Source organism: Enterococcus sp. 7F3_DIV0205 (genome assembly GCF_002141365.2).
Taxonomy (GTDB): Bacteria; Bacillota; Bacilli; order Lactobacillales; family Enterococcaceae; genus Enterococcus_L; species Enterococcus_L palustris.
Genome location: NZ_CP147244.1, coordinates 1,075,468 through 1,092,212 on the forward strand (window position 1 = coordinate 1,075,468; position 16,745 = coordinate 1,092,212).

The window sequence follows — 16,745 nt, forward strand, 5'->3', positions numbered from 1 at the left end:
ATTTGATTGTTTTATTAAGCAGAATGCCCTACAATCACGTCACCTGCATAACCGAACCCTACACGTGTCATGCTAGGATTCATTTCCCAATCACGATGTCCTGTTCCAGATGGAGATACCATGTTGGTCTCATTATACCAAGCCATAATAACAGAGTTTCCTGGAGCAAACATGAAGGCAATTACTTCATCTCCGCGATTCCAATGATCTGATGGTATTTGAAAATCTTGCATCATTGCAGCTCTTCCGCTAGCTGCAGCAGCAAGGCCAGCATCCCAACTTACTGGATTCAATCCATTCGCTGTACGTAATGCATTAAGTGCTTGGAAAGTTGCGTCAGCTGAAGTCACTGGCGGCTCTATTGGTTTGTCAGGATTTTCTGGCACTACTGTATTTCCTTGGTTATTCGAATTATTCCCCTCAGGCGTGCTTGGAGCGGTCTCTTTAGGTTCATCCGTCTCTACAGGAGGTGTAGTTGTTGTTTCTTTCGTTGTTTCACTAGTGCTTTCACTTTGTGTAGATTGTTTTTCCGGCTTGTTAGAAGTCTCAGTCTTCTTAGCCTCTTTCTTTTTCGTTTCATTTGCTAGTTGCGCTTTTAGCGCTTCTTGCTGTTCTTTTAAGAGTTTATTTTTTGAATTTTCAGCACCAGAAGTTTCGGAATCAACTTCTGCTTTCAAAACATTCAAATCTGCTTGTTTTGCAACTAGGTTTTCTTTTTCTTTTTCTAATTGAGCTGTTGCTTCTTCTACAGCAGCTAAATTCTTTTGAATATCTGATTTCTTCGTTTCAACGAGTGTTTTGTCTTCTTTTTGTTGTTTAATCAAATCATTATTTGCTGTCATAATTGAAGAAATTGCTTGCACTCGACCGACTGCATCTGTAATTGATTCTGAATTTAAAAGAATATCAAGAATTTGAGTGCCTTGTCCATTCACTTGAACATTGCGCCCTTGCTTTTGGATTGCTTCAGTTCTTTTATTGATGCGTACATCTAGTGCAGCGATATCTTTCTTTAATTGCTCAGATTCTTTTGTTAAATCTGTTTTTTGTTTATTCAAGGCAACACCTTCATCAAAGATCGAAGCTATTTCTTCTTCTAGTGAAGCTATCTGATTGGCTACTCCCTGTTGTTTCTCTTTCAATGCCGAAATTTCTTTATCTTGTTGTTCTATTTTTTTATCAGCTGTTTCTGCCAGCGAACTAATTGGCGCAATTGTTCCGGCAACTGTAATCATACTAACTATTAATAATGACAAATTCTTTTTCTTCACTATTAACCCTCCATTTTCTTCAACGATAAGACTTGTACTTCAAATAATAACACAAATCCATTTTAGTTAATCGGTAAAAATGTTACAGTTCCTTTCAATATAGTTACAAAAAATAATTCTGTTACAAAAGTACAAAAAAAGACCGAAGAGGATCATTCCTTTTCGGTCTTTTTATTAGGTACATTAACCTATTATTTTAATCACCTTGATTCAATTTACGAATCAATTCATCAATATGATTCCCATATTGCACGGATTCATCTTTTTCAAAAATCAGTTCAGGCGTTTTGTACAATGTTAAACGTTGACCTAATTCTTTACGAATCAATCCTTTGGCTTTATCTAATCCTTGTTGCGCTTTTTGTTGATCAGAAGCTAGATCAGATAACAAACTGTAATAAATCGTCGCTTGTTGTAGATCGCCAGTTACTCGAACATCGGTAATTGTAATATCTTGCACACGAGGATCTCTTACACGTTTTCTCAATATATCATTGATTTCACGCATGATTTCTTGACCCACTCGACGGTCACGATAATTTGCCATACTGTTTCTCCTTCTCTCTACTTTTAGTTATTATTATTGTTTGATTTCTTCCATAACGAAGCCTTCAATTACATCATCCACTTTAAGATCGTTGAAGTTTTCAACCATGGCACCACATTCAAAGCCAAGTTTCACTTCTTTCGCATCATCTTTGAAACGTTTCAAGCTAGCTAGTTTGCCTTCAAAGATCACGATGCCATCACGAATTACACGAACACCACTATCACGACGGATAGAGCCTTCTGTTACGTAACAACCTGCAATCGTTCCAACTTTAGATACTTTATAAAGTTCACGAACAGTCATTTGACCCGTAATTTTCTCTTCAAATTCAGGATCTAGCATCCCTTTCATCGCTGTTTCGATTTCTTCGATTGCTTTGTAGATGATACGGTGTAAACGAATATCCACTTCTTCTTGTTCTGCTTGTTGTTTCGCTTGTGGTGTCGGACGAACGTTAAAGCCAATAATGATCGCATTACTTGCTGCAGCAAGTGTCACGTCACTTTCATTGATAGCTCCAACAGCCGAGTGAACGATTTTCACACGAACGCCTGCAACTTCGATTTTTTGTAAGCTTGCGGCTAAGGCTTCTGCTGTACCTTGTACATCAGCTTTGATAATCACGTTAACATCTTTCAATTCGCCTTCTTTTAGACTTTCGAATAAGTTATCTAACGTTACACGGTTATTTGATGACCGTTGTTCCAGAACGGCACGTTTGCCACGTTCTTCACCTGCTTGACGAGCTGTTTTTTCATCTTCAAAGACTACAAACCGATCTCCTGCCTGCGGCACATCATTCAACCCTGTGATTTCAACTGGTGTTGCTGGACCTACTGCTTTGTCACGACGACCAAGGTCATTGGTCATAACACGGACACGTCCAAATGTATTTCCGACAACGATTGGATCTCCAACTCTCAATGAACCTTGTTGAACAAGTAATGTAGCAACAGGGCCTTTGCCTTTATCTAAACGAGCTTCGATCACTGTACCGATCGCACGTTGTGTTGGGTCTGCTTTCAAATCTTCTACTTCAGCAATTAAAAGAATATTTTCTAATAATTCTTCAATATTTTGGTTGAATTTCGCTGAAATATTTACGAAGATTGTATCTCCGCCCCATTCTTCTGGAATTAAGCCATGTTCACTTAATTCTTGTTTTACGTGATCAGGGTTAGCACCTGGTTTATCGACTTTGTTGACTGCCACGATAATTGGCACTTCTGCTGCTTTTGCATGGTTGATTGCTTCGACCGTTTGCGGCATTACACCATCATCTGCCGCGACAACCAAGATCGTAATATCTGTGATACCAGCTCCACGAGCACGCATACTTGTAAATGCAGCATGTCCTGGTGTATCTAAGAAAGTAATTGGTTTGCCATCGATGTCGATTTGGTATGCACCGATATGTTGTGTGATACCACCTGCTTCACCTGAAGTTACACGTGAATTACGCAATGTATCAAGCAATGTTGTTTTACCATGGTCAACGTGACCCATGATCGTTACAACTGGTGGACGTGTGACAAGATTTTCTTCAACTAAAGCTTCTGGTTCAAAGAATTTATCGATATCAGCAACATCTACTTGAATTTTTTCTTGTGGTTCCATACCATAATCAACTGCTAATAGTTCAATCGTTTCTTTATCTAATGATTGGTTTTGGTTGACCATAACACCCATCATAAATAGTTTTTTGATGATCTCAGCTGGTTCGCGGTGAATTTTTTTCGCAATATCTGCTACGTTCATACCTTCTGTATATTCTAATACATCTGGTAATTCACGGAATTTACGTGCTGGCACTGCTGGTTTTGTTGATTCTTGGTATTTGCCTTTTTTACCTTTTTTGTTAAATCTGTTGCGGTTTTGGTTGTTGTAGCCATTACGGTTACGATTTTGACCACCGCCTCCGCCGAAACTATTGTTACGGTTTCCAGAATTTGTATTGTTACGGTTTTGATTTCCTTGTGAATTGTTGCTAGTTTGTCCTTGTTGTGGACGGTTTTGCTGTCCTGTTTGTGTCGCTGGACGGTTTTGATTTTGGTTGTTTTGTTGCGGACGGTTTTGTTGTCCTTGATTTGAACGGTTTTGAGTCATATTTTGGCTGCTTCCTTGCATGTTTCGATTTTGGTTGTTACGGTTTTGATTCGTTTGTTGTCCTGATTGTGCTGGACGATTTTGATTTTGGTTACTTTGTTGCGGACGGTTTTGTTGTCCAGTTGGTTGTTGTGCTTTATGTTGATTTTGGTTTGGTCTATTTCCATTTTGGTTAGCTGGTTTTGGATTTGCTGGTTTTGTTTGCGCTTGACCACTTTGAGTTGCTTGTGGTTTCGCTGCTGGTTTTTGTTGCGTACTTGCAGGCTTGCTTCCTCCAAATGAATGACGAAGTTTTGATTCTTCTTCAGAAGAAATTGCGCCCATGTGATTTTTCACATCCATACCTAATGCATGTGCTTTTTCGACAACATCTTTACTCGATTGATTGATTTCTTTTGCTAATTCATAAATTCTTTTTTTACCCATGCAATCACCTTCCTAACCTTTGATTAGTTCCTTGAACTTCATCGCAAAGCCTTGGTCATTGATTCCGATCACCATACGTGTTCTGCCAATCGCATGACTTAACTCCGAATGTAAAAACGAATCATCACAAGGAACGTTGTAATAAGAACTTTTGTCCTTTATTTTCTTTCTTGTATTCTCACTAGCATCAGAAGCAACAAAAACGAATTTCGCTTTATTACTACGGATATCACCGATGGTCAATTCCTCACCCGTTACTAGTTTTCCAGCTCTCATAGCCAAACCTAATAAATTTAATACTTTTTCTTTATCCATTGCCGAACAACTCTTTACGTGCTTTTTGATGTTCAACGTAGTCTAATAATTCTTGGTAAAAAGCATCTGTCAAGGTAGTCTCCAACACACGATCTAAAATATGTTTGTCCCATGCTTCTTGGACTTCTTTGGGCTCAAGTGAAACATATGCACCTCGTCCTGGCATTTTACCAGTCGGATCGATTGCCACTTCGCCTTCTTTTGAGCGTGTGATTCGCACTAATTCTTTTTTGGGTTTCATTTCACCTGAAACAACAGATTTACGCATCGGGATTTTTCTTTTTTTCATTGTATTCCCTCCAGATCGTTAGACTTGTTCTTCGTCTTCTGCAGTTTTTTCTTCAAACTCGACGTTTTCGTAATCATCAGCAGTCATATCAGATGCTACGATTGCTTCATCATGTGCTTCTTCTTCGGGTGTTTCTTGGTTTTCTGCAAGTTCTGCGTAATAAGTTTCCATTTCAGACTCTGGTTTGATATCGATTTTAAAGCCAGTCAATTTAGCCGCTAAACGAGCATTTTGACCTCTTTTACCGATAGCAAGTGATAACTGATAATCTGGAACAACTACAGTACAAGCTTTATTGTTATTCGGATCGAAAATAACATCCACGACTTGAGCTGGATTCAATGCGTTACTGATGAAAACAGCAGGATCTTCACTCCACTCAACAATATCCATATTCTCGCCTTTTAATTCATTCACGATTGCTTGAACTCGTTGACCTTTTGGTCCTACACACGTTCCGACAGGATCGATGTTAGGGTCAGTTGAACGAACTGAAACTTTTGAACGATCTCCAGCTTCACGAGCGATGCTGACAATCTCTACTATTCCATCATACACTTCTGGAATTTCTTGTTCAAACAATCGCTTCAGTAAATCTGGATGACTACGGCTTACGAATACTTGCGGACCTTTAGAAGTATTTTCAACTCTTGAAACATATACTTTGATACGATCATGAGGTTGATAAAACTCATTTGGCATTTGGTCTTGCTTAGAAAGGACAGCTTCGATCTTTCCTAAGTTTACATAAATATAACGACGGTCTTGTCTTTCAACGATCCCTTGCATGATGTCATTTTCATACGCGCTAAATTCGTTATAGATAATATTTCTTTCTGCTTCACGAACACGCTGTAAAATAACTTGTTTAGCCGTTTGTGCTGCAATGCGACCGAAATCTTTTGGCGTTACTTCAAAACGAATTTTATCGCCCATCTCGTATGCTTTATTAACTTCCATCGCTTCTTTTAATGACACTTCTAATTGTGAATCAAATACTTCTTCTGTTACTTCTTTAACGGCATAAACATGGATATTGCCTTTTTTACCGTCAAATTCTACTTCAACATTTTGGGCTTGCCCATAATGTCTTTTATATGCGGAAACTAATGCTGCTTCCAGTGCATCAATCACAATCTCTTTAGAAATACCTTTTTCAGCTTCTAATGCATCAAGTGCATTTAACATTTCTTTGCTCATTTTTTTATCATTTCCTCCTACTGTCTAAATGAAAGGTGAACGGAGCTGATCGACTTTTATATGCCGATTCTTGCATCTCGTGATAAGTCAAAACTAAAACGTTCTGCTTGATAGTTTACTTAATTAAAACTGAATTGCTAAACGAGCTTTTGCAATGTTTTTTCTTTCGAATGTATAGTCTTTGACTCTTGTTTTGATTTTGACTGTCAAGGTCAACTGATCTTTATCAAGTGTTTTTAAAATACCTTCAAATTGTTTTTCACCATCGATCGTTTGATAAAGTGAAATATGAATGTATTCTCCAACTGCTTTTTCATAGTCGCTTTCTTTCTTCAACGGACGTTCTGCTCCCGGAGAGGATACTTCCAGAAAGTAAGCTTGAGGAATCGGATCGGGATCCATAGCGTCAAGCTTTTCATCTAGCTGCTCACTAACAAATGCACAGTCTAAGATATCGATACCGCCTTCTTTATCAATAAAGACACGGAGAAACCAGTCTCTTCCTTCCTTGACAAACTCTACTTCTACAAGTTCAAAATTTTGTTTTTCTAAGATTGGTGTGACTAACTCGGTAACAGTTTCCACAACACTACTCAAAATTTTCGCCTCCTTCGAGATTTATGTAACGCACTAGTTTTTAGAAACGACGCTCCATGCAGTTAAATCATAGAAAAGCAAGACAAATCAACGTTTCATCTTGCTTTCCTCTTAAGTTACCCCATTAAAAAGAGTGAGCAGAAATCCGCTCACTCAAACTAGTATCATTACTTATAATGTATTCTACCATAGTTTTTCTGAAAACTCAAATTTGCTTTCTCACAACGCTATTCCCCTCAACTGATTCTCACAAGAAATCATACTTCACTTTTCCATTCTTTTGTTTTACTATAGATAAGAAGATTCGAAAGGAGCACCACCATGTCTCAAATACAAGTAATCAAAGTGACCAAAGAGAATATAAAAAAAATGAAGTCCTTTTACGAGAGAAATCTTTTGAATAGGAACGTACCTTATTCTGAATTCGTTGCGAAAGTTGGCAATATAACGATCACGGCCTACACTTCTGGTAAAGTCATGTTTCAGGGGCCTGATGCGCAAAACGCTGCTGCTAAATGGGGAAACCCGACCCAGAGCAAAGGAACAAACTCTACCACTTCAAAGAAGGCGAACACACTTCCAGCTAATTTCAGCCAACTTTCTGTCTTAGGCAGCGATGAAGTCGGCAATGGTAGTTATTTCGGTCCAGTGACAGTTTGCGCAGCCTATGTTGATAAAACAATGGTCACAAAATTGAAAGCTCTTGGTGTAAGAGATTCGAAGGAACTTACCGATCCTCAAATCATAGAACTTTCAAAAGTCATCAAAGAATTGATTCCATATAGATTACTAATTGTTGAACCAGAAAAATACAATCAGATTCAACCTAAGTACAATGCTGTTCATATGAAAGTCGCACTTCATAATCAAGCAATCCATTTACTATTAAATGAGATCGCACCAATCAAACCCGAAGCGATTTTAATCGATCAGTTTACACCTGAAGCAAACTACAGAAAATATGTACGAAGTGAGCAAAATCAGGTCAGTGAAAAGTTGTACTTTATCACGAAAGGTGAACAATACCACGTAGCAGTTGCTGCAGCTTCAATTATTAGTCGCGCGGCCTTTTTGGAAGAATTAGATAAAGAGTCTAAAGAATTAGGCATGAAGGTCCCTTCTGGGGCTGGAACTGTTTCCGATAAAATTGCTGCTAAAGTTTTAGCTAAAGGTGGAATGGAATTATTAAGTAAATACGTAAAACTTCATTTTGCAAATACGGAAAAAGCAAAAAAAATAGCCGCTAAATAGAAACACGCCTAAGACAAATTGAGATACTGTCTTAGGCGTTTTGCTATTCTGCTTCTTGAATTTCTTTGTCTAGATCAGCGTAGTCAATCGCTGTGTGAATAAACGTTTCATCATTTTTAGGAAAATGCTGCAACAAGGAATCCATTGGTTCAATTTCAACTATCCCAGACTCCAACTCAAAATCCATTAAATGTCCACCAAAAGTCTGCTCATCATCAATAAAATGTAAATGAAAATCTGCCGCTGCAACACCTTGAAATAATTCAGGTGTAAAAAAGCCCACAACAGTTCCTGCCAAATCTTCTTTAATAAATTCAGGTTGTTCTTTGGACACTTCAACTAAACGTTTATAAGGTTTTTCTTGCTTAGGCATCGCGCGAATATGGACTTTTTTGAACTGACCATGAATTTTGATTGCATGAAAAAGATTTTCACTCTTCAAATGCTCACGGACCAATCTATTGATATCAAAATTAGATACAATCTTGTTCACCGAAAAAGTAATGACCGGTTTAAAAGTAGTCACGGCAGCATATGGCGTTTCCTGTTGCTCATCTATCACAATCAGCGCGCCATCTTCTCTGCCTTGATAGGCTTTCCCATTTAAAATAATCAATTCGCCATCTAGACCAGATAATGTGCCAATGCCAAAATCACCTCTTTTCAAAATATTAGCAATTGTTTCAGTACCATCCATCAAGCCTGCCATTAAAGCTCCCAATGTCCCGTGCTGATATAAGACTGCTTCTTTTGTCATTATTCTCACCCTTCTAATAAAACTGATCTGGCAAAATTGTTTCACCAAGTTTTTCATTGTCTTGATAATCAATTGGAATATCAATAACTACCGGACCTTCCGTTTTGATTCCAGTTAAAATAGCTGCCCTCAACTCTTCTACATTCTTGACTCTTACCCCTGTTGCACCAAATGCTTCAGCGTATTTCACAAAATCAACCGGTCCAAAATCAACACCAGAAACTCTATGATATTTTAGCTGTTCTTGAAATTCGACCATGTTGTAACGTCCATCATTCCAAATCAAATGAATGATATTCAACTTTTTACGCACAGCTGTTTCAAGATCTTGAGCTGAAAACAAGAATCCACCATCACCAGAAACTGATACTATTTGTGTATTTGGACGAACCAGTGCCGCTGAAACAGCCCAAGGCAGCGCCACCCCTAGTGTTTGCATACCATTGCTAAAAAGTAAATGTCGTGGTTGATAACTTCTAAAATGACGCGCCATCCAAATATAGTGGCTGCCCACGTCAACAGTGACCGTCATTTCATCAGTGACAATACTTTGCAGTGTTTCAATGACCTCCAAAGGGTGCAGCAAACCATTGTCTACTCGTTCTTTCACATCATCCCGTTCCACTAATCGTTCATGTAATGTATTTAAATAATCGATCGCTTTCTCTGATACTATTTTAGCTTCAATACTAGGCAAAAGCACTGTTAATGTTTCTGCAATATCCCCAATCAACTCTCGTTCGGGCTGGAAGTATTGGTCGATTTCAGCTGGAGTATCATCGATCACGATGATTTTTGCCTCTCCTTCAGCATTCCAATTTCTAGCCTCATACTCAATTGGATCATATCCCACAGCAATGACTAAGTCACTACGTTTTAACAACATGTCACCTGGTTGGTTACGGAATAATCCGATTCGTCCAAAGAAATGGTCCTCTAATTCTCTAGAAATCACGCCCGCTGCTTGAAACGTTTCAACAACTGGGATTTTGGTCTTCTCAACGATTGCACGGATCGCTTTAGCTTCTTTATCTGTAGAGGCTCTCATCCCAATAAGCAATACAGGCAACTCTGCTGCTTGAATTAATTTTGAAAGATATTGAATATCCTCTGATGAAGCTGAACCAATTTTTGGATCACTCAAAGGTTTGATGCCTACGGATTTTACTGCGCCATCGACAACATCTTGAGGAATACTGATAAAACTAGCTCCTTTTTTCGAAGACTTTGCCAATCGGTAAGCATTTGCTAGAACTTCCGAAATAGTCTCTGGATCTTGAATTTCCGCACTGTACTTAGTGATCGGTTCAAATAAAGCAGCATTATTCATACTTTGATGCGTTAATTTTAGTAAATCTCTACGTTTCACTTGACCGCCTATTGCCAATACCGGATCACCTTCTGCCGTAGCCGTAACTAATCCAGTTGCTAAATTACTTGCACCTGGACCGCTTGTCGCAACTACTACTCCTGGATTTCCAGTCAATCGTCCCACAGCTGCCGCCATAAAGGCAGCATTTTGCTCATGACGCGTTACTATCAATTCAGGTCCATCATCGACTAAAGCATCAAACAAACCGTCAATTTTTGCTCCTGGAATCCCAAATACATAATCGACATGATGATTTTTTAAACTTTCTACAATCACTTCAGCACCATTTCTACTTTTTTCCACCATCTGTTACACTACCTTTCAAATAATGTTACATAATTTCAAAACCACTTATACAAAAGGGTGAATATTAAAAAAAATACAAAATCGTCCATCACAATAGTACAGTTAATCAACCTGTATCACTTCGTTATTATAGCATGCGATCTTTTATTTGTTTAATGATTTGTTTGCTAAAATAAAACTGTAATCAATTTTTTATATTCCTTGTTTACTTATTCTCCATATCAATATAAGTTTAAGAAAAAATAAAGAAAATATTTAGGCTAAACGTATAAATCGACGAGTTTTCCAACGCTTGTTTCCCTACTAGTTCAACGATCGATCAAAAATCGTTACTCTATCCAGGACTAGACTTATTATGAAAAACTTAATACTTATCTAGTTGACTTTACTAGTGATATTCACTATATTTAGAGCGATCTGAATAACTTGTTAGGTGAGGCTCCTATGGAAACACAGGCTACTGCTCAAAAATGTCGAAAGACAGTAATGGGTAGGACAGGAATTGTCGAATTAAGGCTTTTCACAAAGTAGCTAAAAGCTCTGCTTTTTACGTTTCATAGTGCTAAAACTCAACGATGAGAATGATGAAAAGCCCTATTTGTGCTGAAATCAATCCCCCTTCGCTGAGTTATTCTAAGCGGAGGTTTTTTGTTTTGATAAATAATGTTGACAGAATTCTTAATTTTTTGGAGGTGGATCTACAAATCGAAGAAGAAAATGTCTCTTCATAATGATATGGTATAGAGATTCTTCTTTTATTTCGAATTTACTGTGATTCATTATTTTTAGTAAATAGACTTTTTATCCCCCATCTAAATCAATTCCTAAAGCCAAACTTTATTTGATGATCAATTAAAATGATTAGCGAGGAATAAAAAATGAAAACAGGAATGAAATTTTTAATTTGTATGATTCTTTTTGTTCTCTTGATTTTTACAGGAATCGGGAGTTACACGGCAATCAATTTTCATAACGGGAAAAAAATAGCTCAATCTCAAGTGAACAAGAGCAAAAATACTAATTTTTCTGGTGATCAACAGACAAATATGAAAGAAATCACAATTATGTTAATTGGTGATGATGGTCGTGAAGATGATGAAGATGGCGGACGCGCAGATACTTTGATGGTCGCCCACTATAATAGTGAAACTAAACAACCCAAATTAGTCTCAATCATGAGAGATTCTTATGTATCAATACCTGGTCATGGATTAGAAAAAATCAATGCAGCTTATGCATATGGTGGAGCAGAATTAACTAGAAAAGTCCTCAATGACTCTTTTGGATTACCAATCAATTATTATATTTCAGCTGATTTTAATAATTTTATTCGATTGATCAATGAGCTTTATCCAAAAGGGATTGAGATTGATGCGGAAAAAGATATCAATTTAGACAATGTCGACATCAAAAAAGGCAAACAAACTATGGATGGCAATACATTGTTACAGTATGCTCGTTTTAGAATGGACGAAGAAGGTGACTTTGGTCGTGTAAGAAGACAACAACAGGTCATGGACGCCCTGGCAAAACAATCTAAAGATGCCGTTTCCTTCTTACAACTTCCAAAAATTGCTGGTGAAGCTGTCGGTTACTTAGATACAAATATTCCTACTGACCTTCTAGTAGACTTGGCAAAAGATTTTCTAACAGGGAACGTAAAAAGTCTTGAAACATTATCTGTACCAGTTAAAGGGAGCTGGTCATTTAACGATTACACTGATGCAGGCAGTGTATTAGAAATAGACGAGAAACAAAACCAAGAAGCCATTCATAGCTTCTTGAGTGATGGAGCTGCAAAATGAAACAAATGAAAAGATTCTCAAAGATGCATTATTTAGACTTTTATATTCTGATCCCTTATTTTATCTTATGCGTCATTGGCATTCTAATGGTCTATAGTTCAAGTTCTTATCAACTATTAGATAGTGATCTTGGAACTTCTAGTAAAGCAATTAAGCAAACCATGTATTTTCTTTTTAGTATCGTTTGTATGAGTTTTGTTTATCGAATTAACTTGGCGGTTCTTCGTAAACCTAAAATGATGTATTTTATTTTGACCATGACCTTCCTATCCATTATCGCTTTACCGTTTATAGGGACCAGTGTTGGTGGCGCCAAGCGTTGGATAAACTTGGGGGTGCTTTTGTTTCAACCATCTGAGTTAGTTCCTTTAGTAATCGTTCTTTATTTGGCTTCCAATTTAGCTAAAACGGACACACTTGTCCCATTTAGATTCAAGGATCATAAACGCTCACTGCTGGTCGCTATTTTCTTTATGTTTTTTGTGGCTTTGCAGCCGAATATCGCTGGAGCATCAATGATTTTCATTCTTGTTTTAGTCTTGTTTTTATCTAGTGGACTTTCTCCTTGGTTTATGTCGATAGCTTTAATTGGTTTTGTTGCGATAAAACGGTTAGGAACAGTTCTTTTATTGTCGATTCCAACCAATTGGATGCCACAAAAATTCGGGTATTTAGTGACACGTTTTGAAGTGATGCAAAACCCTTTTATCGATCCAACTGGTAAAGGATTTCAAACGTCAAATGCCTACTATGCTATGCATAATGGCGGTTTTTGGGGATTAGGATTAGGCAATAGTATTCAGAAAAAAGGCTTCCTTCCAGCTCCTGATACAGATTTTATTTTTGCTATTTGTATCGAAGAGTTGGGCTTGATTTTTTCTTTAGGGATTTTATTTTTAGTATTCTTTATGGTTGCTCACTTATTCTTACTTGCAATAAGATCAAAAAATCTTTATTATTCTTATCTTTATATTGGTTGCGGGATGTTACTTTTACTTCAAGTCGCTGTAAATGTAGGTAGTTTGTTAGGTTTTATTCCAATGACTGGATTGACCTTCCCCTTCATCAGTTATGGTGGATCCAGCTTACTGATACTGAGTATTACGCTTGGCATCGCTTTGAATGCCCGCGCTACAGAGATTAGAGAAACCACTAGGCAACAGGGAGGTATGGCATGAGAAAAATGTTAAATACCAAAAACGAACCAGTGAATTACGCCCTTCTCTTGCCTGTCTTTCTTTTGATATTAGTCGGTTTCATTGCTCAGTACGGTGCATTCCATGCAGATCCTTCTGTTGAATCAGTTGCACCTTTATTGAGGAAACAACTTTTATGGACTATTTTAGGTATTGTCACAATGTTTGCTACAATGTTCATTCCGATAAAATATTTATGGAAATTTACTCCTGCTCTTTACGGTTTATCGTTATTTGTAATGAGTTTACTTATAAAATTTCATGACCCAATAATGGCAGCCGCAACAGGTACCAAACGTTGGATTCGTATAGGGCCAATTTCCTTTCAGCCATCAGAATTCATGAAATTAGGCTATATTTTGATGTTGGCCTATATTGTTACGAGAAGAAGACAAAAATCGTCGAATCCTTCAACTTTAAAAGAAGATTTTCGCTTATTAGGTGAATTATCACTTGTCAGCCTCCCTGTTTTTGCTTTAATGTTTTATCAAAAAGATTTTGGGACAAGTTTAGTTTTTATTTCTATTTTTCTTGGTATGGTACTTGTTTCTGGTTGCTCTTGGAAGATTTTAACGGTCGGTTTTGGGATTTTAGGTGTAATTGGCGTCAGTGGTATTTTGTTGGTTTTAACTGAGCGAGGACAAACAATCCTTTCCTATCTTCATTTTCAGCCATATCAGTTTAATCGGATCCATGCTTGGCTCAATCCTTTTGAATATGCGGATTCAATTTCATTTCAGCAAGCTCGCGGTCTGACTGCTATTGGGTCTGGAGAGATGTTGGGGAAAGGTCTGTCGAATTTACAAATCTATGTCCCTGTTAGAGAATCTGATATGATTTTCACTGTAATTGGTGAGGCTTATGGTTTTGTCGGTACTTGTGCGTTGATCCTGTTATTCTTTTATCTAATTTATCAAATGCTGATCTGTACGCTAAATGCGAAACGTGAATTTTATGCGTATATTACGACGGGTGTGATTATGTATTTCTTGTTTCACATTCTTGAAAATATCGGGTCTAATATTGGCTTGCTACCTTTAACGGGGATTCCTTTGCCTTTTATTAGTCAGGGCGGTACAGCTTATTTGACTAATTTTATTGGGGTTGGGTTGATTCTTTCGATGTATTATCAGAAGGAGAAGATTTAGCTAGGGACTATTTATTTGAATTAAAAAAAAAACGATGAAGTGAGCTTTTAAAAAGTTGCTTCATCGTTTTATTATTTATTAACGGCTATCTCCTTTTCTTTCCAATTTATTCTAACTCCGTTATCCACTAGTAAAACACTTGATTTTTTAACAGATGGTATTCACTAAACAAAAGAAAAAGCTGAATCCTCTTATATCGAGGATTCAGCTCTCATTCAATTTCTATTCTTCTTCTTCCGCCATGAACGTATTGAATACTTCTTCAATCATATCCCATTCAGCGTCTGTTTCGATTTGTTGTAATTCGCCTTCTGTTCCTTCGTTGTTTTCGATGTATGCATAAGCTTGCAACTCAACATCTTCTTCTTCTGGAACACCTGCAGGATAAAGAAGTACGTAATTTTTACCGAATTCTTCTTGTCCGTCAACTGTTAATAAAATCTCATATAACGTTTCGTTTCCTTGTTCATCAACTAACGTAATATGTTCATGTCCTTCGTGATCGTGATCATGGTTATGTTCTTCTGCCATTTGTCTTGCTCTCCTTTTATCTTATACTTGTTGTTTAACAAGTTAGTTTAAATTTTATTGCCAGCGCCATCTAAATAATTTTGTAAAATCATGACAGCAGCTACTTTATCGATTACTTTTTTTCTTTTCGCTCTAGACGTGTTCGCTTGTTCGACTAACATACGTTCTGCCTGAACGGTGGTCAAACGTTCATCTTGATACGTAACAGGGAGTTGAAACATGTCTTCGATTTTTTTTCCATAAGCCATCGATGCTTCAGCTCTTGGTCCAATCGAGTTATTCATATTCTTTGGTAATCCCACAACAAAACGAGTCACTTCATATTCTTTGACTAATTCTGCCAAACGTTCAAAGCCAAATTCTTCCTGTTCTTCATTGATTCGAATGATCTCTACACCTTGTGCCGTCCAACCAAATGGATCACTTACCGCGATTCCCACTGTCTTAGATCCGACGTCAAGTCCCATTACTCTCATCGAATAGTGATTCCGTGATCGGATAAGTAATATTTAACCAGCTCTTCCATGATCTCATCCCGTTCGTGACGACGAATCAAATTTCGAGCGTCTTGATAACGAGGAATGTAGGCCGGGTCTCCAGAAAGCAAATAGCCCACAATCTGATTGATCGGATTATATCCTTTTTCCTCTAAAGCCTTGTATACAGTAGCTAGAGTCTCACTTACTTCCTTCTTACGACTGTCATCAAAATCAAAACGTACAGTTTCATCTGTAAAACCCATTTATCTACACCTCACTTTTATTCTATTCATACACATCCATTCTACTAAAAACAAGGCAAAACTACAAACAAAACTTAACATTTTCTGTCATATATTAAAGATTTCCTTTAATTTTATCAGAATCAGAGGAATATCAGGCAAATAAATTGGTTTTGATCTCAAAATGAAGATGACTTACTCACTATTTTTACTACTAGTTGTTTTTTATTGTATACTAGTTTAAAAGATTGGGTGCAAAATAAAGGGGTTTTTTTATGTTTGTTTGGATTATCGGCAGTATTACTGTGTTATTGATCAGTTTGTTTCGAATTTTATTAAAGCAATCAAAAAAACCGACGGGATTTCTGGGTACATGGATGATGCGTCTTTGGAATGGTGTGTATCTCCCTTTAGTGAAATGGACAATGAGCAATTTGGCTTTGAATGATCAGATTAGTATTTTAGATATTGGCGTTGGTAATGGTGCCTCTAGTGCTTATCTGTTACAGCAGGCAAACTTATTATCAGTAACAGGTATCGACTTTTCTGAGGACGCTATCATTCAAGCAAAAAAGAAGTATCCAAACGAAAGGCTTCACTTTGAAACAATGGATGTTCATACAATGGCTTTTCAGCCTGAAACATTTGATCTTGTAACAGCATTTCAAACTCATTTTCACTGGGATGATCTAGACAAAGCTTCACGTGAAATCCATCGTATTCTTAAACAAAACGGCCTTGTTGTGTTCGCCTGCGAAACAGCAAAAATCAACTACTTTTTACCTGAATTCAAAAAAATAGACTCATTTCAAACTTATATGTCTGATCGAGGATTTTTACCTTACGCTCACCATAAAACAAATCAATGGTCTATGTTTGTTTTTCAAAAAGTAAAATGATGTGA

Annotated in this window: 17 protein-coding genes and 1 riboswitch; of the genes, 5 read left to right on the forward strand and 12 right to left on the reverse strand. The window is 37.3% G+C overall.

Annotated elements, in window-relative coordinates; translation table 11 throughout:
- Window positions 1-14: 14 nt before the first annotated feature.
- The 7 genes from A5821_RS05080 to rimP all read right to left on the reverse strand — a co-directional run bounded on the left by A5821_RS05080 (window position 15) and on the right by rimP (window position 6,754).
- A complete protein-coding gene (locus A5821_RS05080; RefSeq protein ID WP_086313508.1) occupies window positions 15-1,271 on the reverse strand; it encodes a PcsB-like coiled-coil domain-containing protein in 1,257 nt (418 codons plus the stop codon).
- A gap of 196 nt (window positions 1,272-1,467) precedes the next feature.
- Window positions 1,468-1,818, reverse strand: coding sequence for a 30S ribosome-binding factor RbfA (gene rbfA / locus A5821_RS05085; RefSeq protein WP_069634716.1), 351 nt, complete (start codon window positions 1,816-1,818; stop codon window positions 1,468-1,470).
- Between the two features lie 33 nt (window positions 1,819-1,851).
- Window positions 1,852-4,353: a translation initiation factor IF-2 gene (gene infB / locus A5821_RS05090; protein ID WP_086313509.1), complete on the reverse strand. Its 2,502-nt coding sequence runs from the start codon at window positions 4,351-4,353 to the stop codon at window positions 1,852-1,854.
- 12 nt (window positions 4,354-4,365) lie between these two features.
- Window positions 4,366-4,668 (reverse strand): YlxQ-related RNA-binding protein, encoded by a 303-nt coding sequence (locus A5821_RS05095; RefSeq protein ID WP_086313510.1) that lies wholly within the window; start codon window positions 4,666-4,668, stop codon window positions 4,366-4,368.
- A complete protein-coding gene (gene rnpM / locus A5821_RS05100; RefSeq protein ID WP_086313511.1) occupies window positions 4,661-4,957 on the reverse strand; it encodes an RNase P modulator RnpM in 297 nt (98 codons plus the stop codon). Before rnpM ends, A5821_RS05095 begins: the two co-directional genes overlap by 8 nt.
- Before the next feature lie 18 nt (window positions 4,958-4,975).
- A complete protein-coding gene (nusA, locus tag A5821_RS05105; protein WP_086313512.1) occupies window positions 4,976-6,157 on the reverse strand; it encodes a transcription termination factor NusA in 1,182 nt (393 codons plus the stop codon).
- Between the two features lie 123 nt (window positions 6,158-6,280).
- On the reverse strand, window positions 6,281-6,754 hold the full coding sequence (gene rimP / locus A5821_RS05110) for a ribosome maturation factor RimP (protein ID WP_086313513.1): 474 nt from the start codon (window positions 6,752-6,754) through the stop codon (window positions 6,281-6,283).
- 321 nt (window positions 6,755-7,075) lie between these two features.
- Here rimP and rnhC point away from each other — a divergent pair, with 321 nt between their 5' ends.
- Entirely contained in the window at window positions 7,076-8,005 is a 930-nt protein-coding gene (gene rnhC / locus A5821_RS05115) for a ribonuclease HIII (protein WP_086313514.1), read from the forward strand.
- Between the two features lie 43 nt (window positions 8,006-8,048).
- On the opposite strand, the gene budA is transcribed toward rnhC, so the two are convergent.
- Window positions 8,049-8,762, reverse strand: coding sequence for an acetolactate decarboxylase (budA, locus tag A5821_RS05120; RefSeq protein ID WP_086313515.1), 714 nt, complete (start codon window positions 8,760-8,762; stop codon window positions 8,049-8,051).
- 13 nt (window positions 8,763-8,775) lie between these two features.
- Window positions 8,776-10,440: an acetolactate synthase AlsS gene (alsS, locus tag A5821_RS05125; RefSeq protein WP_086313516.1), complete on the reverse strand. Its 1,665-nt coding sequence runs from the start codon at window positions 10,438-10,440 to the stop codon at window positions 8,776-8,778.
- 418 nt (window positions 10,441-10,858) lie between these two features.
- Window positions 10,859-11,028, forward strand: a riboswitch (M-box (ykoK) riboswitch).
- 290 nt (window positions 11,029-11,318) lie between these two features.
- On the opposite strand from alsS, the gene A5821_RS05130 reads away from it, so the two are divergent.
- Genes A5821_RS05130 through A5821_RS05140 form a run of 3 tightly spaced genes read left to right on the forward strand, consistent with a single transcriptional unit; the run spans window position 11,319 to window position 14,589 of the window.
- Window positions 11,319-12,245, forward strand: a complete 927-nt coding sequence (locus A5821_RS05130; RefSeq protein ID WP_086313517.1) for an LCP family protein — start codon at window positions 11,319-11,321, stop codon at window positions 12,243-12,245.
- Entirely contained in the window at window positions 12,242-13,423 is a 1,182-nt protein-coding gene (locus A5821_RS05135; protein WP_086313518.1) for an FtsW/RodA/SpoVE family cell cycle protein, read from the forward strand. Before A5821_RS05130 ends, A5821_RS05135 begins: the two co-directional genes overlap by 4 nt.
- A complete protein-coding gene (locus A5821_RS05140) occupies window positions 13,420-14,589 on the forward strand; it encodes an FtsW/RodA/SpoVE family cell cycle protein (protein ID WP_086313519.1) in 1,170 nt (389 codons plus the stop codon). Before A5821_RS05135 ends, A5821_RS05140 begins: the two co-directional genes overlap by 4 nt.
- 222 nt (window positions 14,590-14,811) lie before the next feature.
- Here the strand turns inward: A5821_RS05140 and A5821_RS05145 are convergent, their stop codons facing one another.
- From A5821_RS05145 to A5821_RS05155, 3 genes are read right to left on the reverse strand one after another with little or no spacing between them, the layout of a single operon-like run.
- Window positions 14,812-15,120: a DUF1292 domain-containing protein gene (locus tag A5821_RS05145; protein WP_010760984.1), complete on the reverse strand. Its 309-nt coding sequence runs from the start codon at window positions 15,118-15,120 to the stop codon at window positions 14,812-14,814.
- A 47-nt stretch (window positions 15,121-15,167) separates the two neighbouring features.
- On the reverse strand, window positions 15,168-15,596 hold the full coding sequence (ruvX, locus tag A5821_RS05150) for a Holliday junction resolvase RuvX (RefSeq protein WP_086313520.1): 429 nt from the start codon (window positions 15,594-15,596) through the stop codon (window positions 15,168-15,170).
- Window positions 15,593-15,862 carry an IreB family regulatory phosphoprotein gene (locus A5821_RS05155; protein WP_010760982.1) on the reverse strand — a complete coding sequence of 90 codons (270 nt, stop codon included), beginning with the start codon at window positions 15,860-15,862 and terminating at the stop codon, window positions 15,593-15,595. The genes ruvX and A5821_RS05155 overlap by 4 nt, the downstream gene beginning before the upstream one ends.
- A 254-nt stretch (window positions 15,863-16,116) precedes the next feature.
- On the opposite strand from A5821_RS05155, the gene A5821_RS05160 reads away from it, so the two are divergent.
- Complete coding sequence (locus A5821_RS05160) at window positions 16,117-16,740, forward strand: class I SAM-dependent methyltransferase (RefSeq protein WP_086313521.1); 624 nt, start codon at window positions 16,117-16,119, stop codon at window positions 16,738-16,740.
- The last annotated feature ends 5 nt before the right edge of the window (window positions 16,741-16,745 follow it).